The organism is Pseudomonas sp. AP19, from assembly GCF_001728855.1.
Taxonomy (GTDB): Bacteria; Pseudomonadota; Gammaproteobacteria; order Pseudomonadales; family Pseudomonadaceae; genus Aquipseudomonas; species Aquipseudomonas fluorescens.
In genome coordinates, this window is the sequence record NZ_LXJP01000044.1 from 1 (window position 1) to 22,599 (window position 22,599).

Below are 22,599 nucleotides of genomic sequence, written 5' to 3' on the forward strand. Positions count from 1 at the left end.
CCTTCGCGAGCAAGCCCGCTCCCACATTTGGATCTGCGTCTGTCAGATGGCCGTACTCTGCCCGCTACATCAGCCAGTACCACAAGAACAGCCAACACCACCAAACCCCTGTGGGAGCGGGCTTGCCCGCGATAGCGGTAGACCAGTCGATACCTCACGTGACTGACCCACCGCCTTCGCGAGCAAGCCCGCTCCCACTTTTGTATCTGTGTCTGTCAGATTGGCCGCACTCCACTGTGCTCGGCCGCGGGGGGCTGCAGGTTGTTCGGCCCGTTGGCCACCGCAAAATGTTGGTGCGCCTGGCTAGAACCGCCGACGAGGCGGGCGTTGCCGTTGGGCGGTGAACGCCCACTTGGCAGCAAAACCGCTTGAGTACACCGGGCAACCCCGTAAAATGTCGCGGCATTAGCAACATGGCATTTTTCAAGGACGAATCAAGCAATGCGCATTTCTGCTTTTCTCCCAGTCACCTGCCTGATGGCGGGCTGCACTCTCCAGCCGGACCGCTCTGCGCCGGTCATCCTTGCCAAAACACCTACCTGCTGGCCCGACACGTTCGATGTTGCGGCGCTGGGCAAGATCGCGCATTTTTTCAGCAAATTCTGATCGCTGCCACAGCGTAGATGACGTACACAACAGTCCCTCCCGCTGGTTCACCTGCTGCAACCACGGACCTCTCACCCTAGGAGCACCCTGTGAAAACACTGTCCAAAATCCTGCTGTCGGGCGTTGCCGCCGCAGCGCTGCTGACCGTGGCCGGTTGCGCCACGGAGAGCAATCGCGCGATGCCGGTGGAACAAGTCGCCAGCGCCAGCGTGGCCTATTCCGGCGTACGTGTACCGATTGCCGTAGGCAAGTTCGATAACCGTTCCAGTTACATGCGCGGCATCTTCTCCGATGGCGTTGATCGCCTCGGTGGCCAGGCCAAGACCATCCTGATCACCCACTTGCAGCAGACCAACCGCTTCAGCGTGCTGGACCGCGACAACATGGGCGAAATCTCCCAGGAAGCCGCGATCAAAGGCACCGTGCAGAAGCTGAAGGGCGCTGACTATGTAGTGACCGGCGACGTGACCGAGTTCGGCCGCAAAGAGACCGGCGACCGCCAGCTGTTCGGCATTCTCGGCCGTGGCAAAACCCAGGTGGCTTACGCCAAGGTCGCGCTCAATATCGTCAACATCAGCACGTCCGAAGTGGTGTATTCCACTCAGGGCGCCGGTGAGTACGCCCTGTCCAACCGTGAAATCGTGGGCTTCGGCGGCACCGCCAGCTATGACTCCACCCTCAATGGCAAGGTCCTCGACCTGGCCATGCGCGAAGCAATCAACCGCCTCGTCGACGGCATCAATGCCGGCGCCTGGAACCCGCGCAACTGATCAGCAGCACCTCAAGGAGCAGTACAAGGATGAGCAAGGCAGTTAAGTTGGCGCTGATGCTGACAGCAATCGCAACGGTCGCCGGGTGCCAGACGGCGCCCCAACCCCTGTATCAATGGGAAAGCTACCAGGCAGAGGTTTACGAGTACTTCAAGGGTGAGCCCAAGGAAGCACAGGTGGAAGCACTGGAGCGCGATCTGCAAAAGATCAACGCCAGTGGCCGCAAGGCGCCGCCGGGTTACCACGCGCACCTGGGCATGCTGTACCTGAGCATGGGCAAGGATGACCAGATGGTGCAGGAGTTTCGCACCGAGAAGGCACTGTTCCCCGAGTCGGCTTCGTACATGGACTTTCTGCTGAAAAACGCCAAAACCGGAGTCGCTGCCAAATGAGCCTGTTAAAACTCACCGGCGCCTTGCTCGCCCTGGCGTTGCTCGGCGGCTGCGCGGCGCCCAAGACCATTGATTACACGGCGTATAAACAGGCCCGGCCGAAGTCGATCCTGGTACTGCCGCCGATCAATGAATCGCCGGAAGTGCAGGCGTCCTATAGCCTGGTTTCGCAGGTCACCTACCCGTTGGCCGAAGCGGGCTACTACGTGCTGCCGATTGCCCTGGTGGACGAAACCTTCCGCCAGAACGGCCTGACCACCGCCAACGATATCCAGGGCGTGGCACCGGCCAAGCTGCATGACATCTTTGGTGCGGATGCGGCGCTGTACATCACCGTCAGCGAGTACGGCACCAAGTACATGCTGATCTCCAGCGACACCTCCGTGACCGCCTCGGCCAAGCTGGTAGACCTGCGCACCGGCACCACCTTGTGGACCGGTTCGGCACGTGCTTCCAGCGAGGAAGGCAACAACAACAGCGGCGGCCTGGTGGGCATGCTGATCTCGGCGGCGGTCAAGCAGGTGATCAACAGCTCTACCGATGCCGCGCACCCGATTGCCGGTATCGCCAGTGTGCGTTTGCTGTCGGCCGGGCAGCGTACGGGGATTTTGTACGGTCCGCGTAACCCGAAATACGGTACGGACTGAGTTAACGGTTCAACCGGGTAGAAGGCTCTGCTGGCCCTCGGGTCAGCACAGCTTTCGCGGTGGGCTTCTCACGTTTTGTTATCAGTTCACCAGAATGTCTTTCGGCTTGATCACATGCGTACTTTTCACCAGGAAGTCCGTTGTACGGTTGCCGGTTAAGTCGATTGCGACGAAGTAGCGGTTGCTGTGTGGGTTAAAGCTCACGATGGTCTCCCCGACCTTGCCGGTAAATTGTTTGACGGAGGTGAGGCGCTTATTCGCTTCTTTCTCGATTGCACGCAGGTCAATCAGGTCGGCGCCACTGTTGAAGTTCGTCAGTAACCGGGCGTTGGCAACACCTGAGTCGCGGGCGCTGTGGAAGACAACACGCGGTTTTATCGCAGTGGGTGTCACAGGCCGCGCACCACGTGCAGGCAGCTCGTGTTTGTACAACGGGGTGATGTCTGTGGGCTTGACCCGCCCATGGGTCTTGATCAATAGGTCCGCTCTACCATTGCCGTTCAGGTCGATGGCCACCGAACCCATGCCGCTTCTTTCATCGTAGGTGAGCAGCGCCTCACCGGCTTTGCCGCTCCAGGCATTGACGACCGACACGGAAGACAGGCCGGCACTCCTCAACGCACCCGTTACATCGATCTTGTCGGTGCCGCTGGTGAAATCCATGATTTCATCCGGGTTTTGCGGCGTGGAGTCACTGGCGTGGTGGTACACAAAACTGTCGGCGCCCCTGCCACCGCGTAAACGATCAGCGCTGGCCCCGCCAGTAAGCCGGTTATCTTCATCGTTACCGATCAGCGCATCAGCACCTGAACCGCCAATGGCGTTTTCGATAGTGCAACCCCGGGCGATCGAGACGTTACCTTGCCCGTTACCCACGTCGGAGAACGACCCCGCCCTGAGGTTGATAACCTGGTTGGTGTGGTAACCCGAGGCGTCAAGCGTGTCGTTACCGGCACCGTCCCATATGCAAAAAGCAGCGCTATCGCGGTTGCTGTTCAGTGAGTAGTAATCCCGCCCGGTATTGGAGTTAAACCCGTAAATGTTGTTTTCCCGGCGGGTTTTATAATTGGCACCGTACTTGTGTTGGATCGCACTGATGTCATCCATCATGGGGGCCATCAGGTCATATCTGACACGTTTGCCACTGGTTTGAGCGTCGTAATAGCTCATGATGGTATGGGCCTTGGAGTCTTGGGCATAGATTCGTTTCGTATCGTCTGGCTTACCGTCGTAGTCACCCGGGTGCCTCAGGCCGAGGGCGTGTCCAACTTCATGGGTTATGTGGGGCCGTGCCACATAATTTTGGTTGTAGCGGGTATCCCCGCCTTGGCTGCCCATGAAGCGGCTGTAAGGGAAGGCGCCGTCGGCAACGCTGACGGCGTCGGATATTTTGAAGGTCAACTGCCCTTCCGCCGAGCCGCCGTTTTCAGTGAACGTTAGATTGGCCACGTCGCCCCAGGACTCGATGGAGCGCCGGGCTTCCTGTTTTTGATGTGCGTTGAATCCAATACCCTGCTCGTATTTGAAGTAATAGCTAATCTCGGTTTTATTGTTTTGGTTCAAGTCCTGCCATGTGGTTGTCTTCCGTGTGAGCTGCTCAATGGCCTGTTGCTTATCAAAGGACAGCCTGTTGGCTTTGCCCAGGTGCGGGTCGTCCGCGCGCAGGGTTGCGTCGTACTGGCTGCCATTGGTGTTCCCTGCGCTCGCAGCCGAGCTATCCCATTGACGACCGGCCTGAACAGTTTGTCGGGCGTGCGGGCGCACGAAACGGTGCTGGGTTGAAGGTTGGACAAACGGCCGGGAATCGGAAAGGCGAGAGGAACGCTCGGCCGGTTGGGCAGCAAGCGAATTGAGCGGATAGGAAAGTTTTCCAGGGTGTATTTTCAAAGTAATAACTCTTGCCGGATAGTTGTGTTTTCCCTTCTCGGTGACGCCCGCAGTTTCCATTTGCGTTGGATGAAGTTATCAACGGCGATTTGGATTTCCAATGTTCAGATATGTGTCTAAGTAAGTGTCTGTGCTGATCTTGAAAAGATGTTATGTGCAGTGTGTTTTCATTTCGAAATGTTAACTAGGGTTTTTATTCCAGCGATTGCTGGCTGAACAACAAACAGTATTTTTTTGCGTGGGCTGTATCGGATTTACCCAAGAAAGTTGAGCCTGAATCCTTGCTTCTAAAATGCTGTGTCTGATCGTGTACGTGAACTATTCCTTCACGAGGTTCAGACTTTATCCGGCCTCCTACCCTGATGTGCACAAGCCTGCCGAAGCGGCCCCGCTGCCGAACTGAACAGCGACGTTGTAACGGGCACCGGGCAAGCTGCCGCCGCGCTTCGCGGCGGATGCGGCTCACCCGAATACCTGCCATCACAGGCGCCGCTGTTTGCGGTGCTGCTGGATCAGCTCAGCGCGTGTCGCGGCGCCTCTTGAGGCGTGGCTATTGCCCACTTGGCCGATGATTGAACCGTAGTGCAGCGCGATGATTTCGCCGCTGTCGGCGGATATCAGCGGAGAACCGGACGTGCCCGGTATTTTGTAGGCGTCATGATAGAAGGTGCTTTGGGGACCGCTGTCGGTGCTGAGCCCCAACAGGGTGGTGGGCTTGCCGTCGGCGTTCAGGAAAGAAATACCCTGACCTTGTTGGCCGTGGTTGGGCATAAAGATTTTTTGTCCGGCTTGGGCCTGTGGGTTATCGGCCAGTTTGAGCGGCGGGAACTGCTTGGCCAGCGTGCTGATCTGCGCCTGGGGCAAGTCGACCCGCAATTCGGCGTAATCCAGGTGCGCGTCGCTGTTGATCGCGCGGCTGTCCAGCGGCACCTTGCGTTCAACGCGCATGCGGCCGCTTGGATCTTCGGTGTACCCCAGCCACAGTTCCAGCTTGCTGCCTTTGGCGAGTGCGTCATGCACGTGTTTGTTGGTCAATACGCTGGCGCCTGAGTCGATCAGCGAGCCGGTGCCCAACGTCGTGTAGTGAACCCGCTCGTAGCCCCATGAGTCGCGCACCACGGTCACCTCGCGGATGCTGCCCACCGCCTTGGCAGAGGCATACATGGGGGAGTTCTTGAGCGACTCACTGGACCAGTTCTGCAGGGAAAACGGTGCGCGCTGCGGGGCGTTGATTTTGACTGCGGGCCAAGAGACCGTGGGCAATGATGAGGTGGCTGGCGGTGCGGGTGGCAGCAGCCGGTGGGCCGTTGAACCATTGACGATCACATCGCTGGCCTTGATTGCACGGCTGCTCCTGATGAACAGGTCGGCGTTGCCGTTGCCGTTCAAGTCGATGGCCAGGCTGCTTTCCCGGGTGCTGGGGTTGTAGCCCAACACCGCTTCGCCCGCCCGGCCGCTAAACCGTGCCACAAAGCGCAGACTCTCCACACGCGCCTCACGCAATGCCCCGGATACATCGATTTTGTCCTGCCCACTGCTGAAGTCACTGAACAGGTCGGAGCGATCCCGGGTCGAGTCGCTGGCCTTGTCGTAGATAAACGTATCGGCCCCGGCCCCGCCGGTCAGCACGTCAGCGCCTGCGCCACCTTTGAGGCGATTGTTCGCAGCGTTACCCGTCAGCAGGTCATCCCCCGAGCCGCCGATCGCATTTTCGATGGTTACGCCATTGGCAATGGAGACGTTGCCTCGCATGCCGCCGACATCAGAAAAGTGTTGGGCCTTGAGGTTGATGCGCTGGTTTTGGTGGAAACCGGAGAAGTCCAGGGTGTCATGACCGCCGCCGTCCCATATGCAGAATACGGGGGCATCCGTTGAAGATCGCAGGCTGAACGCTTGGCGCCCGGCGTTGGCGTTGAAGCCGTAGGTGGTGTCGGTGTTGCGGGTGGTGTAATTGGCGCCATACAGTTTTTGCACGGCGGTGATGTCGTCCATCATTGGGGTGCAGGGGTAGTACGTGCGCTGTTGCTTGGCGAAGTCATGGCCGAGATTGCCTTCCCACCAGTAGCTCATGATGCTGTAGGCCCGGGTGTCTTCGGCATACCCTGCATCGGTGGCGTAGCTGGCACCGGCGCCATTGTAATGACCGGGATGCAGCAGGCCCAGGGTATGCCCGATTTCATGGTTCATGAGCCATTGCTCGAAATGGTCTTGGCTCAGTGCTCTTTCCTTGCCATCGGAAGCGATCCAGACCTGCGTGCCGTCCCTGTAGATGCCTGGGTAGGAGCCTGCTCCGGCAAACCGGAGGTGGGGGTCGTTGCCTAATAACATCTTCCCTTCGGCGTAGGGGGCGTTTTGCCTGAAGGTGACATTGGCCACATCTGACCAGAGCTGCATTGCGCGCCTTGCGTCACTTTTCTGGCCGGCGGTAAATTCATTGGCGCCCTTGGGCGAATTGAACGTTGCGATGGACGGGGTGAAAAACTGGTAGGAAATGTGCGTAGTGCCGTCACGGTTTATGTTCTTCCAGCGGTAGCCCAATCGGGTGATTTGTTCTGCGGCCTGATCGGTATTGTAGGATTTTTTTGGGTTGCTCAGGCTTGTAGGCGTGCTGGCCGCTTGGCTGTTCGGCGCGGCGGCCTGGGCATTCGAAAAAGCAGGCGTGATAGGGGACGGGTTGGTTCTGAGCATGGATTTTTACCTTCTGTCAGTCGTTAACGCTATCGACGAAGTCAGGCACTGCTTCAGGCGCGAACGCTCAAGCAGCGCCTTCACTTGAACGGTTATCGGGGGGTAATAAGGCCGGTAATATCGTGAGGCCTGATCAACCGGGTGCTCTTGACCAAAAAGTCCGTCTGGCCATTTCCGGTCAGGTCAATGGCCACAAAATAGCGCTGGCTGTACGGGTTGAACCTCACTACGGTGTCGCCCGCGCGCCCTGTGTAGGCGCGCACCAGTCGCTGCTGAGTAAGGGTTGCTTTGCTCAAGCCCGTGAGGTCGATCTTGTCTCTGCCACTGACAAAGTCGGTGATCAGGTCGGCGCTGGCCACAGTCGAGTCGCTCGCCTTGTCGTAGACAAAAACGTCAGCGCCGCCGCCGCCTCTCAGGGTGTCAGCGCCGCCACCGCCCGTTAGCCGGTTGTTCGCGTTGTTGCCGATTAACGTGTCGTTATGGGTGCCACCAATGGCATTTTCCAGGGTCACGCCTTTGGCGATGGAGACATTGCCTTTCATTCCGCCAACATCAGAGAACGCTTCGGCGTTCAAGTTGAGGGTTTGCTGCTTGTCAAAGCCGGAACAGTCCAGCGTATCGATGCCGCCGCCGTCCCATATGCAAAAGACTGGCGCGTCGCGTGATGACGTGAGGCTGTAATAGTCGCGATCGGTATTGGAGTTGAAGCCGTAAACGGTGTTGCCGCTACGGGTCTTGTGGTTCGAGCCGTAGAGCGCCTGCACAGCTGCAATGCCATGCAGCATCGGCGCCGTCGGGTAGTGGGTCCATTCACCGTTTTTCGAGAAGTTTTGACCGCTGCGGATCTCGGGGTTGTAACTCATCAGGCTGTAGGCTTGAGTGTCCTGCAGATAATGGCGCGCGGCGGGTTGTTGGCTGTAGTCCCCTGGGTGATCCAGGCCCAGCGTATGACCAATTTCATGTGCCATGACCTGCCGGTCGTAGCGGTCCGTGCTGGGTTGCGCATGCCCTTTGTCCAGCCATGCCTCGCCACCTTTTTTGACGTCCCGGGGATAGGGCAGGGACGCATAGGACTCGCCGTCACCTGCGTAAAGCCCCAGGGTCAGTCGGCCTTCGGTACTGGCGCTGTTTTCCGAAAAGGTGATACGGGCGACGTCGGCCCAGGCTTGCATGGACATACGCGCCAGTTTCTTTTGATGCTCACTTAATTCACTGGCGCCCTTGGGGACATGGCTGACCGCGTGCGGGTTGTCGGGAGTGAAAAACTCATAGGCAATATCCACTACGCCGTCGCGGTTGCGGTCTTGCCATTTAAACCCTCGTTCATGACTGGTACGCAGCAGTTGCCGGGCAGCTTGATCAGTGGTGTAGGACGCCAATGCGGGGGCCTTTACGACATCAGGGGGTTGATTGGCGTATATGACTGGACGTACCGGGTAAGACGATTGACTAACTGGCAACATCTACTTGAATCCTTTTTATAGGCACAGTGAAGCGTGAACGTTAAGGCTCATGGGTGAATGGGGTTCTTCAGGCGTTAATGTCTTTAACGCAGGGGTTTACCTGGCCCGTGAAAACGCGTTGGCCCGAGCGTTGGGGCGTTTAGGTACACCGATGACGTCTTCAGGTTTTATGCGTTGAGTGCTCTTGATCAGAAAGTCTGTTCGGCGATTACCCGTCAAGTCCACGCCCACGAAGTAGCGACCGCTGTACGCGTTAAACTTCACGAGGGTGTCACCAATGCGGCCGGTGTAGCGCTCGACCAGTTGAAGGTGGACGCCGGTGTTGTTAATCAAACCGGTGAGATCAATCTTGTCTTGGCCACTGACAAAATCCTGGAGCAGATCCGCATTGTGATAGGTCGAGTCGCTGGCCTTTTCGTAAGTGTATGTACTCGAACGATGGTGCCTGGGGGGCGTCAATGTGGCGCGATTACTCGGCGTGTCCGCCTGAGTATCAAGGGTTACGGCACCTGCGGACTGAACAATATCCCCTGGTTTGACTTGCCCGTGGGTTCGGATCAACAGGTCGGCTTTGCCGTCGCCCGTCAGGTCGATCGCCACGCTACCTTTGTTGCCGCTGGCGTCATGGATGAGTACCGCATCCCCCGCTTTGCCGGTCATTTCGCTGACAAAGGCCAGGCTGGCGACATTGGCGTGCTTCATGGCCCTGGACACATCGATTTTGTCGGTGCCGCTGATGAAGTCCATGAGCACATCCGGGTTATCCGGCGTGGAGTCACTGGCCCTGTTGTAAACGAAGGTGTCTGCGCCGCCGCCACCCCGCAGCCGGTCACCGCCTGCGCCGCCGGTGAGCCGATTGTCAGCCTCGTTACCGATCAGAGCGTCGTTGCCTGAACCGCCGATGGCATTTTCCAGGGTGACACCCCGGGCGATGGACACGTTGCCCTTGAGCCCGCCGACATCCGAGAACGAGCCGGCCTTGAGGTTGATGGTCTGGTTGGAACCGTAGCCAGAGACGTCCAGAGTGTCGATGCCGCCGCCGTCCCATACGCAGAACACCGCATTATCGCGGTTGGAGTTGAGGGTGTAGTAGTCCCGCTGGCTGTTGGAATTGAACCCGTAGGTGGTGTTCTCCTGGCGGATTTGACGATTGACGCCATACAGTTTTTGAATAGCGGAAATGTCATCCATCATCGGCGCCACAGGGGTGTTGCCGCCGTGGGTTTTGCCACTTTTATCCGCCCAGAAATAGCTCATGACGGTGTGGGCTTTCGAATCCTGTGCGTGGTTCCACTGGCTTGTGTGCAGGCTGCCATTGTAATTGCCGCCATGTGACAGGCCGAGGGCGTGACCTGTTTCATGCAGCAAGGTTTGACGCGTGACCCGGTTGGGGTTGTACCAGGTCGAGCCTCCATAGGGGTGGTTGCTGGGGTAATAGCCGCTGGCAACCGACTCGGTGTTCGATATGCCAAACGACATTTTCCCCTCTCTGCGAGGCCCGTTTTCTTCGAAGGCGAGATTGGACACGTCGCTCCACGCCTGCATGGCAAGCCGCGCCTGTGCTTTTTGCCGTTCATCGAACTGTCCGAAACCTGTGTTGAACGAGTAGGCAACAGAGGTTCTGCCGTCTCCATTCAGGTCATCCCACTTGGCGCCTTCCCGCGTGAGGTTGTCGCTTGCCTGGCGCGCATCGAAAGAGCGTTTATTCAAGCTGGCCACATAGGGGTCATCGGGCCGCAATGTTGGGTCTTTTCCGTCCCAGTTACGCGTGGTGAGGGGCTCGGATGGCGTGGGGGCGGTGGTAGTGATTGGATTAATGGGTGGGCGTGTAGGTGGCTGAATAACCGGACGTACGAAGGGAGGCTGAATAATCGGATGTATAAAAATACGCACGAACGGATGCTGTAAGAACGGTTGCAGAAACGGACGAAAGATCGAGTAGTTGAACGTCTGCTGAGCAACGGGCTTTAGGATCGGCGGCAAGAAATGTTCAGTCGGGTTCGGCTGTTGGAATAAAGAAGCCCTGAAGTCGAGTCTCATAGGAGTAACCCATGGTTTTTGTTGTGGGATGGATTCCTTTTCTGTTTGGGAAGTGCATGTCCGTGTGCTGTAAGTACCTTCGCATCCTATAAATAAATAGCCAACGGGTTATTTGTTTCTCGAATGTATCGGTGGGTCGTTGCAACATGATTTGCAACAGCAGGGTTGTTTGTTTTTAGTTTAAGGCTTGCGTGTGGTGTGCACGATTTTTAACGTGCTATTCGAATAGTTGAAAGTACAGTTTTCAGTCGTGTTTATTTTGTTTCTTTTAGACATACAGGAACACTTACAGTCTGAAGGCTTTTGTTAAAGCCTTTATAAGCATGCGCGGGGGGGCAGGGTGTTCAAGCGTTGTTGTTGCCAGGATTTCCCACAGGCAGGTAAGGGGTTGTGGACTCAACATTGTTAAATGCCTGACCGCTTTTTATACGCGGAGCCGACACGCGGGTTCCGCGAGAAAATATCGATCATTAACCCGAACCTGGCGTACCTCACGTCTGAAGCTATGAACGGACTATTCACTGTTGAGGTTCAGCGCCATGTCACAGGCTCCTTTATTGCTGCGTCCCATCGGCTGCAGCCTTGTCGTTACCGTGTTGGCGACGCTCGTCGGCTGCGGGCTGTCATCGTCTCGAGAGGCCGCCAAGCCTGTCGCCGAAACGCCTCCATCTCCAAGCCCTGAGGGTGCGTTGGCCAAGCGCGCTGCGGCCCCTGTATTGATGGCCTCGCAAAAGGTCATGCACGAGTCGGTGGCGTTGGCCTATCGGGACGCGCCTCGAGAGCAGTACCAGAACCTGCCCGACAACCCGGTCTACAGCGTGGCAAGCAACCCGGTGTCGACCTTCAGTGCAGACGTCGACACCGGCAGTTACGCCAACGTGAGGCGTTTCCTCAACCAAGGCCGCCTGCCGCCTGACGGTGCTGTGCGGCTGGAGGAAATGGTCAACTACTTCCCCTACACCTATGCACTGCCCACCGACGGCTCACCTTTTGGCGTAACCACTGAAGTCGCCGCGACGCCGTGGAACCCGCACACCCGATTGTTGCGCATCGGCATCAAGGCGTCTGATCGCGCGGTGGCGGATCTGGCGCCGGCCAACCTGGTGTTTCTGGTGGATGTCTCCGGCTCCATGGACCGCCGCGAAGGGTTGCCACTGGTGAAAAGCACGCTGAAACTGCTGGTGGATCAGTTGCGTGATCAAGACCGTGTGTCGCTGGTGGTTTATGCCGGTGAATCCCGTGTGGTCCTCGAGCCGACCTCCGGCCGCGAAAAAACCACGATCCGCAACGCCATCGACCAACTTGCCGCAGGCGGCTCGACGGCGGGCGCATCCGGCATCGAACTGGCCTACCAGATGGCCCGCGCAGGTTTTATCGACAAGGGCATCAACCGCATCCTGCTGGCCACCGATGGTGACTTCAATGTGGGCATCAGCGACTTCGACAGCCTTAAGCAAATGGCCGTCGACCAACGCAAAAGTGGTATATCCCTGACCACTTTGGGCTTCGGTGTGGATAACTACAACGAGCACCTGATGGAGCAATTGGCTGACGCGGGCGATGGCAACTACGCCTACATCGACAACCTGCGTGAAGCGCGCAAGGTGCTGGTGGACCAACTCAGCTCGACCCTGGCGGTGGTGGCGCGGGATGTGAAACTGCAGGTGGAATTCAATCCGTCGCAGGTCAGTGAGTACCGGCTGCTCGGCTACGAAAACCGTGCCTTGAAGCGTGAGGATTTTAACAACGACAAGGTCGACGCCGGTGAGATCGGCGCAGGGCATACGCTGACCGCGTTGTACGAAATTGTGCCGAAGGGCGAGAAGGGTTGGTTGGAGCCCTTGCGTTACGCCACGGCCCCTGCGGTCGAAAACACCTCCGCTGAGCTGGCGATGTTGCGGGTGCGCTACACACCGGCGGCGGGCGGTGCCAGCCAGTTGATTGAGCGGCCCATCGGCAACCAAACCCGCCAGGCCAGCGACGATTTGCGCTTCGCCGCCGCTGTGGCGGCCTTCGCCCAACAGCTCAAGGGGGATAGCCGCTACACTGGCAGCATGCGTTTGCAGGACACCGCCGCACTGGCCCGCTCGGCGCGCGGGGATGACCCGTTCGGGCTGCGCAACGAGTTCGTGCAACTGGTGACATTGGCGCAGAGCCTCAAACACGGATCGTAGGCCCCGCGAAGCACCAAGGTGGGAGCTGGCTTGACCGGCTCCCACCATTGAACGGTTTTAACGTCTCCAAAGGAGTTCGCCACTTAACATGGTCGTTCCAGATGATTCACCCAGCGACGAATCGCTGCTGGCCCGTTACCGAGCCGGTGACACTGCCGCGTTCGAGGCCTTGTACGCGCGGCATCGCCAAGGCCTGTACCGGTTTCTTGTATCACTGAGCAACAAGGCCGAACTGGCTGAAGAGGTTTACCAGGAAACCTGGCTCAGCCTGATTCGTAGCAGCAGCCAGCCACAGGGGCGGGCGAGTTTTCGCACGTGGCTGTTTCAGATCGCCCGCAACCGCCTGATTGATCACTGGCGCAAGCACGGCATCCACAACCCTTTGCATGACAGCTACGACGAGCAACTGCACGCCCAGGCCGACGACAGCGCCGGCCCTGAGCAGCAATTGAGCCTGAGCCGCGACCAGGCGCGCCTCGACGCAGCAGTGCAAGACTTGCCCGAAGACCAGCGCGAAGTCTTCCTGCTGCGCCTGCACGGCGACCTCGAAGTGCCGCAAATCGCCGCGCTCACCGGCGCCCCGCTGGAAACCGTAAAAAGCCGCCTGCGTTACGCCCAGCAGAAACTGCGCCGCCTGCTGGCCGAGGAGATACCCGCATGACCGACTCCCGACACCCCGATGATGCCGACGACGTGTTGCTGCAACACTTTCGTCAACACACCACCGGCGAACCGCCTGCGTCCCTCGACGCCTTCATCCTCACCGCCGCCCGCCGCGAAGCCCCGGCGCCGCCGCCGCCGAGCCTGTGGCAACGCTGGCTGCACGCCTGCCAACGCCCGCGCTGGCAAATGGCATTTGCCACCGTCGCCGGTGTGGCCCTGATGATCGGCGTAGTGATGCGCTCGCCCGTGCCACACCAGGAAGTGGCCACAACAACGTTCTCCGCGCCCCAACCAGAAGCTGCACGCCTGGCGCCGCAAGCCTTCTCGGCACCCGCACCCGCACCCGCGCCTATGGCCCGCATGGCCGCCGCCCCGCCGGTTCAGGCTGAAGTCGCCAGCTCGATGGCGGATGCACCAGCAGTGAAACTGAGCAAACGCGCACCGGTGGCGTTGCCGTCGTTGGAGGAGGGCTTGCAGGAAATTGTGAACCTGCGCCTGGCCGGAGCAACCAAAGCGGCGGATGAGAAGTTGCTGGCGCTGCATGAACGCTTCCCCGAGGAAGACCTGCCGGCGCGGTTGGAGGCGTTGCAGAAGCGTTAAATCGCCGCCCACAAAAAAGCCCCAGGTCTTTCGGCCTGGGGCGTTTTTGTGTGTGTCTGGTGCCCCGGCGTCGTTTGAACTGGGCGGTAAGATGCCCGGTTTATAAGGGTTCTTGTGGTGGTGTCTCGGTTAGGCATACACAGGGGCATACACGCCCCCTCGTGCTGGGTGTGCATCTGGCATGAAATACGTCCGTATGCCCAGGTCTAGCACTGGTACCGGTCCTTGATCATCCTATCGAAATAAGTACCTTTCGAGCCGGCCCCCATTAGGCCCTGATGGATGTTAGGTGGGACGCGGCAGTAGTCGTAAGTACGCCCTTGCTTGAACGTGATTTTCATCCTGCCTGTAGCTGGGTCATAGCCGACAGCTGTGATCGCCGTCGAGTTGACACGAACCATATCCATAGCGCTTTCCCTACCCCTGATTGATAACGTTCTCTGTTCTGATACTAGTCGGTGTTTCGTTCGGCGGTGCCATTGCGTCCGTCCAAAAGGTGGGCGGTGCTGAAAAGCTGCTGGGGACCCTGAGGTTTTTCTTCCAGCACGGGGCATGAAACCCGCGGGATCGAGTTAGTGGGAGGTGCCGGAAGTTACTGAAATTTCAATCGTTGAAATTGAAAGGATCTTGAAGAAAAAGGGCCATCGTTACAGCTTCGGTAAAGGTGGCTGTATCTGTTGCTGATAGTGAACACCTGCATGGCGTCAACCATGGTGATGGGTGTCAACCACGTCAACCTGTCAACCAACTTAAAAAATCCATCCGCTAACACGAACGCGCGGGTTCTATGCCCCGTATCTATCCGAAATGCGCTGGGTCCCCAGCGGCTTTTCGATTCATAGGGCAAATGCACTGGTGAACAGCAGTTCACCCGGTTCACCTGTTCACTAAGCTGGGCACCTTTCCGCTGACACGATCACGCGGGTTTCCTACCCCGTACCTTCAAGAATGCGTCAGGGGCCCCACTATCGAACCAAAGCCAAGAGCATGATCGACCTCACATCGCTGGAGGAGCAATACTAATGGGGCTAGGGGGATGTCCTAATAAAACCGTGTTACGGGTGTTACGCATGTTACGGTTCTATATAAGTATATGATTTTAAATGATTTATTTGGTGTTACATAGCTGTGACTGGTTTGCCGATATACGTGTTACATGGCAAATAGGTGTTACATCAATGAATGCTCTGGAGGAGCGGTTTGTGATGATTAAGGCGGGAGTAATCGGCCTAGGGCTTTCGCTTATTAGGGCCGCTACCGGCCATGTCCGGGAATTCGTGGCAGGCATGAATGGCTTCGGTTGCAGATCCCTGCCCTGAGTAATGGCGAGCGTATCTGAGTCGCACCCAATCCGCCTCAGAACCACAGCTATCGCATGTCATGTCGCACATAACTGAGCATCTGCGACAGACTGACATGACACCGCAAAGCTTTACCTTGCTGTGCTAGCGAATCGTCGCCTAAATCTTAGGAATAAATCGACAAGTCAGCGTGAGCGACGAACAGCTCTAGGCCACCAGTGGCTGCCGACACGACCGCTAGCGTCTTTCTAAAAGCGATGCATAGAACTCCTAATTGCGAACGAAAACCGACTGCGGCGAAGGGTAGAAACTGCTGAGCTGGTAATCCATTTCAGTAGGTGGCCTTTCGAAATCACAAATCTGTTGCTTACCCAAGAAAATGGTGTATTTTCAAATTGCATGGGCGTATCGCCTATTTGCCGCAATCGAGACATAACATCCGCTGGTTAGCTCAGTAATGAGCGTTCAATGCGAAAGTATTGAACTGATGAGGAGAGGGCCCCGGCAGTCTCCGACCCCCGCGTCCCGCTGGAGTGCTTCACGGTGGGCCTACCATGAGAAAGATGGTGGTTTTCAGCGGATGGTTTCGATGAACGCAACATCTTTCTCTTTACCCTATGTTATGGGTTGGTATGGCTCACATTTATATCCAATGGATTGGCTATCGTGCTTGCAAACCCACTAAAAATCTCAAAAAACTCTGTTAGTAGTCGCGAAAACTTATGCAAACTCCTGCGCGTAACGGATGAGTTTCTTGCTTCTGTTATGACATTGAGTCAAGAGGATCGATATACCAAAAAAGAGCATGTTAAAAAAGCAGGTGGGATAAGTCGTCCTATTTACAATCCTCACAGATTCTTAAGAAAGCTCCAAAAAAGAATAAATATTGCAATTTTCTCAAATCACTACGTAATTCGTTGGCCGCACTTCATATACGGTTCAGTACCAAACCAGAAAAATAATGATGCGTATGATAGTAAGGATTATGTTTCTTGCGCAGGAAGGCACTGCGGTGCAAAAAGCCTTTTAAAAGTGGATGTGTCGAGTTTTTTTGATAATATTCATCAGGATATAGTTTTCTCTATATTTAGTAATTTTCTTAAGTATGATGAAGAAGTGTCTAGAATTCTTACCCATTTGTGTTGCCACAACTCACATCTTGTCCAGGGCGGCTTAACATCAAGTTACATCGCATCTTTGTGCTTGTATGATGTTGAAGGCGATGTTGTCGAGCGGCTCAATAGGAAGGGGTTTATATATACTAGGTTGGTAGACGATATAACTGTGTCGTCAAAATCGCTAAACACCGATTTTACGTATGCGCTCAAAATTATTAGCGATATGTTGACCGCTAAAGACCTACCTATAAACGAGAGTAAGACTAGAGTATTCAGGACCTCAACGGAACCATTAACCGTTCATGGATTGAGAGTTAGTTTCAATACTCCGCGACTTCCTGCTGATGAGGTGGGCAGGATTAGAGCAGCCGTTCGCAACTTAGAGTCCCTCGCAGACCAGCCAGGTTATCGAACTACCCACGGCTACAGGCATGATTATAATCGCTGCATGGGCAGGGTAAATAAGCTCCTTCGAGTCGGCCATAATCAACACAAACCGCTTCTTGCACGACTGAATTCTATTAAGCCTTTACCTTCAAGGCGCGATGTGAATCGGGCTAAAGATATGGTTGCACGCTTGGAAAAAGACTTTGATGCGAAAAGGCATACGCACTGGTACAAGTCTAGATTTCATCGGGTTATGGAACGGTTGATAGTTTTAAATCGTGTATATGACATAACATCCAAGCAGTTAAGGTCAAAGTTGAAAAGGTTGAGGCCGGAAAGTGAGGATATAATTGATAAGCATGTATAGGTTTGTAGTGTCATACAGTAGAAAGATGAGAGGTGCTTTTTTAGGTCAGCATCCATATTTTAAATACTTAATTATTTTGCTCGCTTCGATCGGAATGATAGGATTTTGTATTTTTTTGACGGTTTTCGTTACGATTTTTTTTGCTGGTCAGCTTTACTCATTACCACTTTGTTTTTCTAATAAGTGCTTTATAAGTCTGTATGAGAACTATAGCTCGGCCTTTGCAGTTGCTAAGTCGACACTGGATCTTATTGTCCTCATTGCAACGGTCGGTGCAATTTTTGTTGCGTTGCTCAGTTACTTGTCTACATTAAAGTCTTCATATTTCACAAATCACATATCTCATCTATCGCTATTTCAGAGTTTTTTTGTTGAGGAGGTCAGAAAGAGAGACTTGCTTTCAATATCTTCGTTTGATCCTCATAAAATATACAGCCTTATTTATTCTAACTCAAGACGTGGTGATATGTCTTTGTCTGAGACTTACTTTGAGTTTATCGGTCAGGTGAATAAGGTTATTTCTGACTCTAATTTTAACTCATATAAAGCTACAAAGGGTCCGTTTATTTACAAGGATCACCAAGCAGAAATGATCAGTACCTTAAAAGGGATTGGGTTTAACCTTCAGTTTATGCCAAAGAAAGATTTCTACGAAATTGAAAGCCAGGTGCTTTCGTTACTTGACTCAATTTCAAAGTCTTTCTGCGGAGGTGATGCCAGAACTAAGCTTGAGCCCCGTATGTACAGATAGGAATAGTGAAAGCAAATTTAACTTGATACTAAAGCCCTAATCTCCTGGCCGCAGCTGGGTATCTGCTTTTTGCCGGTCGCAGCACTTCATGAGAGGCAGCAATCGGCCAAAATCAGTCATCAGATCGACCCCACCAAAGTAGGGCCTGCTCAGTTAATTGGACGCCGCATACAGCTATTCCAAATATTGGTGATGATTAATGTGGAGGGAGGCCATAAATTTGTCCACCAATGATGGCATATTGATAAGGTTGACCAACCTCGTCATGCATACCGCTTTCGCCAGATTAGCTAACAAGGACGAACATGCCGATTTCACTGGAATACTACGACCATCCAACCCTCTGTCATGGCCAAGTCTGGACAATCACCGACGAAAATCTACTCGCAGAGCAGATAGCGCGTGTTGCTATGGGCCAGTCTAGACACGTCCAAAAAATCATAGCGGGAACGAATGTTGGGCCGCCGGCATCGAGGGCGAGTGCCGCTCAGGGCGCGATAGGCTTACTTACGGTTCCTGCTGGTGAAGACCCCTGGCATAGAGATGGCTGGATCTTCCAAGTGATATCGTGGATAGCTGCCCAAAAAGCCGATCCGAACGCACTTATCCGGCCGCCTCAAATGATTCACGCCTTGAAAGGATTCGATGGGCTCCGCCTTGAGTTGAGCGGGGGTGAAGTTGTTGCTGCAACTATATTTGAAGACAAGGCTACGGATGATGCGAGAAAAACTGTCCGTGATTTGGTGTGGCCAGAGTTTAGGTTGCTCGACCAAGGAGATAAGGAGAACATTTTAGTTGCTGAAGTCGTTGCGTTATTGGAAACCAATAGAAATGTTGATCCTGATCTCGCGATCGAAAACATAATATGGAAAAACATTAGACATTATCGCGTTAGCATAACGGTTGGTAAATATCACTCTACGAGCAAGGGGCGAGTTAAACTTTTTAAAGACTACGATAAAGTAATTGACGGTAAGGTGAGCAAGCGCGGCGGGGAAGTATTTTATATAGAGCATCTGCGCCCCTGGATGTCTTCGCTAGCTGAGAAATCGATTGCTCACGTTAACAATATGGTGGCTGCTCATGTTTGATAATGATACCGTAGAATTGATTAATAGTGCTCCAGAATTGGATGGCCTCGATCTTACTGAGTTACCAAAACAGCTAACTGAGGCTTACGCATCAATAGTTTCTGCTCGTATTTGCTTACGTGAAGGAGCGGAGCGGGCGGGATTGCCTGATGAGGTTACTGAAATAGTTAAACGAATGACGCGCCTTGCTTTTTCTCACGAGGCTATAGTTTCCGCTTCAGAAAATATGGAAAACCGAGTTGCTGCAGCCTTCGTTGCCGGCTCTGCTCATCATGTAATACTTCTTGCTCAAGAGTTAATTTCACGAAGTGTTAAATTTAGCACATTAAATGCGTATGGCGTATCTGCTGAGGTTTCTGCAACTTTGTTGTTTCTGATTGCAGAAGCAAGTTCTGACGCTGCCGAAGCAGCAAAAAATATTGTGGTTAGGGTTGAGGGGTCTATTGAGGCCACTTTGCTGAAAGCAATTTACCATTTGGCGAATGGAAATCTTCTGAAAATACTTGCTATGCGTGTGCCCAGCACAGAAGACTTTCTGAGCGCTGACAGTATGGGGCAAGCGGTAGAGTCGTTGTATTACATGCTATTGCATGGGGTCCGCGCGATGGCGGCATCATTGCTCGGAACTGAGGATGAATTTGATTTGATAGACCATGACTCGAAAGTGGTCTTCGATAAAGTAAAGGAATTATGTGTCGATGAAATTGATGGTTTAATTAGTTTTGGAAACCACCCAGTACATAATGTGTTTCCAGGGCCACTTCATTTGGCATCACTTTTAGCGATGGTCGCGGACCACCTTATTCCATCGGGGATTATAAATACAGAGCCACCAAAAGGAATTGACTCAACTAAATGGGATGTTATGAAGCAAGGCATAGCGTCAATTAGGCCATACTTATGGAAGAATCATCGAAAGGCTATATCCTCAGGTTATTTAGAAATAGGTGTTTCCTCGGTTATAAGCTTTCCAACTGGGGCAGGAAAGTCTACTCTATCCGAATTAAAAATTGCTACCGCCTTGCTGCGTAATGTAAAGGTGGTTTTTTTGGCACCGACGCTTTCATTGGTCGATCAAACAACTAGGGCTCTAGCTAATACTTTTCCAAACGCAGAGGTTCAGCGAGAAATTTTAGATGAGTTGTTATTTGATTTGGAGAATGACGCACTTCCGGCTATTTCTGTTATGACGCCTGAAAGATGTCTGGCAATGTTAAGCTTTGATCCGGACATATTCTCAAGTGTAGGGTTGTTGGTGTTTGATGAGTGCCATTTGTTGCACCCAAGGGACGCAGATCATAGTCGGCGGTCTATAGATTCTATGCTTTGCCTCCTAAATTTTACATCCGTAGCCCCTAGCGCCGATTTGCTTTTATTGTCGGCAATGATGAAAAACTCGATAGAGATAGCAGGTTGGGTCTCGGAACTAACTAAAAGACCTTGCTTGCCCTTGGAGTTGACATGGAAGCCTACTCGTCAAGTAAGAGGGTGTGTGGTTTATGCTGGTGATGAAATAGCCAAACTAAAAAAACGCCTAAAAGTCGTCAGGTCTGAGGTGACGAATATAAATGCGCCTGCCTCATTGAAGCGAGAGCTGTTCGTACAACCTTTCGGTTTTTTTTGCTTGAACCAAACTTGGCACTCAGCAAGTCGTAAAGATTACGCATTAATGCCAGTTCTTAGCGAATCCGTCCAGCTATCAACAGGCACCGTTACAGAGGGAAAAAAATGGTATTTAACGCCTAATGGAAATCAGGTGTCGGCTACGATTGCAACGTCAACGGCTAGGCAAAAAATAAAGACTTTAGTCTTCACGCAAACTATACCGCTTGCGAATAGCGCGTCAAAAAAGATCTCAGATGACCTTGAGTCTCCTGGATGTATTTTGACTGATGAAGAAGTTCGCCTTTTCAAGATGGTAGTCGATGAGTTTGGAGGCGAAGAGCATATTTATATAAAAGTTTCGGATGAAGGTAGGCTGGAGTCCTCTAGTGCTTGCCATCACGGGCTTTTACTAGCTATGGAGCGACATTTGCATGAGTCGCTTTTTAAGCGAGCAGATGGGCTGAATGTTTTAGTGGCGACATCAACTCTTGCGCAGGGAATGAACCTTCCCAGTGAAGTGGTCATTATTAGTGGCGATAGCAGATTTGACCAAGAAGCTGATGCTATGCAACGTTTGGAGGCTCATGAGCTTCTCAATGCAGCAGGGCGGGCCGGTAGAGCTGGCGATAGTTCCTATGGGTTTGTATTGGTGGTGCCGAGTAAAGTTGTTAACTTTGATAATAGCACTAGTCGTATTCATAATCACTGGATGGATTTAAGATCGATATTTTCTCAAAGCGATCAATGCTTGACTATTGATGACCCTCTCACCGCAATTCTCGACCAGATACATAGTGAGGTGTTACCTCTCTCTGGTGTGGCGAGCTATTTTTTGAGCAGGTTACCGGTTGATTCTGACGAAGATCAAGAGGAGCGAAATATATCAGCTCGTGCGACTATTGAACGTTCTTTCTCGGCCTTCCGGGCTAGGAAAAAAGGCGATCAACAATGGATATCATCAAGGATAGAATCGGCAATATTGTCTAGGAACTTGAATCTAGATACCTCTCAAGTTCCCACTTGGGCTGATCGATTGGCAGCAGCATCAGGTATATCGGCAGGGATAATTCGAGAGCTTGGTGAGCCGCTTTCTAAAAATGTCAATCATTGGGCAACTACCGAAGCTTGGTATCAATGGCTTCGCGATTGGCTAAAACTCCGACCTACACTACTTCTAACTCTTATTAGAAAGGAGACTTTGGAAGGTTTTTTAGGAGGCGACTATAAGGCGCTGAAAGATGATGCCTCAAAAGGGAGATATGCTGCTGAAATAATATTTCCATTACTAGAACTCTGGATGGCAGGTAATACGTTAGCTAGCATTGAGGTCTCGACCGGTACTCCAATCAAAAAAGTCGGAAAATGCGAGTTTGTTAGGGAGTTTGTTTTGAGGATAATTCCTGAGCTTTCTTATATATTTGGCCTTCCTAATCAGATTTTTAGGGCGATTACCGTTGATAGAGCTGAAGGACTTGAATCACCTGTCGGCCTAAATTGTTTGGCCTTGTGTGTTAAGGAAGGGTTTGATAGCGTTGAGAAAGTGGCCCTGCGCGAAATAAGTAAGAAGCGCTTAGGTAGAAGGGAGTTGCATCGGAAGTATCAGAGTATTGAAGCCTATGCAGGCGTGCTTAAAGATGGTGAAAGCTTCGGTGACGTAGTGGATCGTATCACTCAAGCCTTGGCCATGGTGGATCTTTAACATTCATATGTCTGCATTTCCTCTCCTAGCTGGATATCCAAGCCAGCTTCTGGCTGACTGATGCCGGTGACGAATGGCAGCTATTGGTGGATTCTGTTGGAAAAGTAGGTTTGTCCAAAACGCTCGGATACTGACAGGTAAAAACACCTATTTTGCGTGCTGCTACGTGAAATCCGAGTCGTGAATCTTCTGCCCAAAACACAGATTTCAATCTCGGACGCGAACTTTTCTGCCGTGGAAACCGAAGCCGACTTTTTCAACCGAATCGGCCGAAAGCAGTCATAAGCCCACAGCCGCCACAGATCAGAAGCCAAAAAATCTGAAGCCTTGCTTGTAATGGGAGGATCTGC

Annotated in this window: 16 protein-coding genes; 11 read left to right on the forward strand and 5 right to left on the reverse strand. The window is 53.5% G+C overall.

Going from position 1 to position 22,599, the window contains the following annotated elements:
- The first annotated feature begins 441 nt into the window (after window positions 1-441).
- From A7D21_RS35900 to A7D21_RS24790, 4 genes are all read left to right on the forward strand, one after another.
- Window positions 442-606 carry a hypothetical protein gene (locus tag A7D21_RS35900; RefSeq protein ID WP_169876195.1) on the forward strand — a complete coding sequence of 55 codons (165 nt, stop codon included), beginning with the start codon at window positions 442-444 and terminating at the stop codon, window positions 604-606.
- Window positions 607-695: 89 nt separating this feature from the next.
- Entirely contained in the window at window positions 696-1,376 is a 681-nt protein-coding gene (locus A7D21_RS24780) for a CsgG/HfaB family protein (RefSeq protein WP_053253756.1), read from the forward strand.
- Window positions 1,377-1,405: 29 nt separating this feature from the next.
- Window positions 1,406-1,768 carry a DUF4810 domain-containing protein gene (locus A7D21_RS24785; protein ID WP_053253757.1) on the forward strand — a complete coding sequence of 121 codons (363 nt, stop codon included), beginning with the start codon at window positions 1,406-1,408 and terminating at the stop codon, window positions 1,766-1,768.
- Window positions 1,765-2,415 carry a DUF799 domain-containing protein gene (locus A7D21_RS24790; protein ID WP_069552901.1) on the forward strand — a complete coding sequence of 217 codons (651 nt, stop codon included), beginning with the start codon at window positions 1,765-1,767 and terminating at the stop codon, window positions 2,413-2,415. The genes A7D21_RS24785 and A7D21_RS24790 overlap by 4 nt, the downstream gene beginning before the upstream one ends.
- Before the next feature lie 81 nt (window positions 2,416-2,496).
- On the opposite strand, the gene A7D21_RS24795 is transcribed toward A7D21_RS24790, so the two are convergent.
- The 4 genes from A7D21_RS24795 to A7D21_RS24810 form a co-directional block, all read right to left on the reverse strand.
- Window positions 2,497-4,362 carry a M10 family metallopeptidase C-terminal domain-containing protein gene (locus A7D21_RS24795; RefSeq protein ID WP_254847139.1) on the reverse strand — a complete coding sequence of 622 codons (1,866 nt, stop codon included), beginning with the start codon at window positions 4,360-4,362 and terminating at the stop codon, window positions 2,497-2,499.
- A gap of 420 nt (window positions 4,363-4,782) precedes the next feature.
- A complete protein-coding gene (locus tag A7D21_RS24800; protein ID WP_069552902.1) occupies window positions 4,783-6,990 on the reverse strand; it encodes a M10 family metallopeptidase C-terminal domain-containing protein in 2,208 nt (735 codons plus the stop codon).
- Window positions 6,991-7,082: 92 nt separating this feature from the next.
- Window positions 7,083-8,453, reverse strand: a complete 1,371-nt coding sequence (locus tag A7D21_RS24805) for a M10 family metallopeptidase C-terminal domain-containing protein (protein ID WP_083272232.1) — start codon at window positions 8,451-8,453, stop codon at window positions 7,083-7,085.
- A gap of 96 nt (window positions 8,454-8,549) precedes the next feature.
- Entirely contained in the window at window positions 8,550-10,493 is a 1,944-nt protein-coding gene (locus A7D21_RS24810) for a M10 family metallopeptidase C-terminal domain-containing protein (protein WP_256556279.1), read from the reverse strand.
- Between the two features lie 539 nt (window positions 10,494-11,032).
- Between A7D21_RS24810 and A7D21_RS24815 the strand changes: the two genes are divergently transcribed.
- The 3 genes from A7D21_RS24815 (at window position 11,033) to A7D21_RS24825 (ending at window position 13,930) form a co-directional block, all read left to right on the forward strand.
- Window positions 11,033-12,667, forward strand: a complete 1,635-nt coding sequence (locus tag A7D21_RS24815; protein ID WP_069552904.1) for a VWA domain-containing protein — start codon at window positions 11,033-11,035, stop codon at window positions 12,665-12,667.
- A gap of 88 nt (window positions 12,668-12,755) precedes the next feature.
- On the forward strand, window positions 12,756-13,328 hold the full coding sequence (locus A7D21_RS24820; protein ID WP_053253763.1) for an RNA polymerase sigma factor: 573 nt from the start codon (window positions 12,756-12,758) through the stop codon (window positions 13,326-13,328).
- On the forward strand, window positions 13,325-13,930 hold the full coding sequence (locus A7D21_RS24825; RefSeq protein WP_069552905.1) for a hypothetical protein: 606 nt from the start codon (window positions 13,325-13,327) through the stop codon (window positions 13,928-13,930). Before A7D21_RS24820 ends, A7D21_RS24825 begins: the two co-directional genes overlap by 4 nt.
- 206 nt (window positions 13,931-14,136) lie before the next feature.
- Here the strand turns inward: A7D21_RS24825 and A7D21_RS36685 are convergent, their stop codons facing one another.
- Window positions 14,137-14,484, reverse strand: coding sequence for a KTSC domain-containing protein (locus tag A7D21_RS36685; protein WP_368483944.1), 348 nt, complete (start codon window positions 14,482-14,484; stop codon window positions 14,137-14,139).
- Window positions 14,485-15,897: 1,413 nt separating this feature from the next.
- Between A7D21_RS36685 and A7D21_RS34660 the strand changes: the two genes are divergently transcribed.
- From A7D21_RS34660 to A7D21_RS24845, 4 genes are all read left to right on the forward strand, one after another.
- Window positions 15,898-17,103 carry a reverse transcriptase family protein gene (locus A7D21_RS34660; protein WP_218188700.1) on the forward strand — a complete coding sequence of 402 codons (1,206 nt, stop codon included), beginning with the start codon at window positions 15,898-15,900 and terminating at the stop codon, window positions 17,101-17,103.
- Between the two features lie 25 nt (window positions 17,104-17,128).
- Window positions 17,129-17,854: a retron Ec48 family effector membrane protein gene (locus A7D21_RS24835; protein WP_141718262.1), complete on the forward strand. Its 726-nt coding sequence runs from the start codon at window positions 17,129-17,131 to the stop codon at window positions 17,852-17,854.
- Window positions 17,855-18,159: 305 nt separating this feature from the next.
- Complete coding sequence (locus tag A7D21_RS24840) at window positions 18,160-18,945, forward strand: hypothetical protein (RefSeq protein ID WP_069552907.1); 786 nt, start codon at window positions 18,160-18,162, stop codon at window positions 18,943-18,945.
- Complete coding sequence (locus A7D21_RS24845) at window positions 18,938-22,249, forward strand: DEAD/DEAH box helicase (protein WP_069552908.1); 3,312 nt, start codon at window positions 18,938-18,940, stop codon at window positions 22,247-22,249. Before A7D21_RS24840 ends, A7D21_RS24845 begins: the two co-directional genes overlap by 8 nt.
- Window positions 22,250-22,599: the final 350 nt, after the last annotated feature.

Bases quoted from the DNA above. Each gene is read 5' to 3' on its own strand.
- A7D21_RS24805 (WP_083272232.1), bottom strand. From the start codon at position 8,453: ATGTTGCCAGTTAGTCAATCGTCTTACCCGGTACGTCCAGTCATATAC.
- A7D21_RS24820 (WP_053253763.1), top strand. From the start codon at position 12,756: ATGGTCGTTCCAGATGATTCACCCAGCGACGAATCGCTGCTGGCCCGT.
- A7D21_RS36685 (WP_368483944.1), bottom strand. From the start codon at position 14,484: ATGCCCCGTGCTGGAAGAAAAACCTCAGGGTCCCCAGCAGCTTTTCAG.
- A7D21_RS24835 (WP_141718262.1), top strand. From the start codon at position 17,129: ATGAGAGGTGCTTTTTTAGGTCAGCATCCATATTTTAAATACTTAATT.
- A7D21_RS24845 (WP_069552908.1), top strand. From the start codon at position 18,938: ATGTTTGATAATGATACCGTAGAATTGATTAATAGTGCTCCAGAATTG.
- A7D21_RS24810 (WP_256556279.1), bottom strand. From the start codon at position 10,493: ATGAGACTCGACTTCAGGGCTTCTTTATTCCAACAGCCGAACCCGACT.
- A7D21_RS24790 (WP_069552901.1), top strand. From the start codon at position 1,765: ATGAGCCTGTTAAAACTCACCGGCGCCTTGCTCGCCCTGGCGTTGCTC.
- A7D21_RS24840 (WP_069552907.1), top strand. From the start codon at position 18,160: ATGCCGATTTCACTGGAATACTACGACCATCCAACCCTCTGTCATGGC.
- A7D21_RS24825 (WP_069552905.1), top strand. From the start codon at position 13,325: ATGACCGACTCCCGACACCCCGATGATGCCGACGACGTGTTGCTGCAA.
- A7D21_RS24815 (WP_069552904.1), top strand. From the start codon at position 11,033: ATGTCACAGGCTCCTTTATTGCTGCGTCCCATCGGCTGCAGCCTTGTC.
- A7D21_RS24795 (WP_254847139.1), bottom strand. From the start codon at position 4,362: ATGGAAACTGCGGGCGTCACCGAGAAGGGAAAACACAACTATCCGGCA.
- A7D21_RS24800 (WP_069552902.1), bottom strand. From the start codon at position 6,990: ATGCTCAGAACCAACCCGTCCCCTATCACGCCTGCTTTTTCGAATGCC.
- A7D21_RS24785 (WP_053253757.1), top strand. From the start codon at position 1,406: ATGAGCAAGGCAGTTAAGTTGGCGCTGATGCTGACAGCAATCGCAACG.
- A7D21_RS35900 (WP_169876195.1), top strand. From the start codon at position 442: ATGCGCATTTCTGCTTTTCTCCCAGTCACCTGCCTGATGGCGGGCTGC.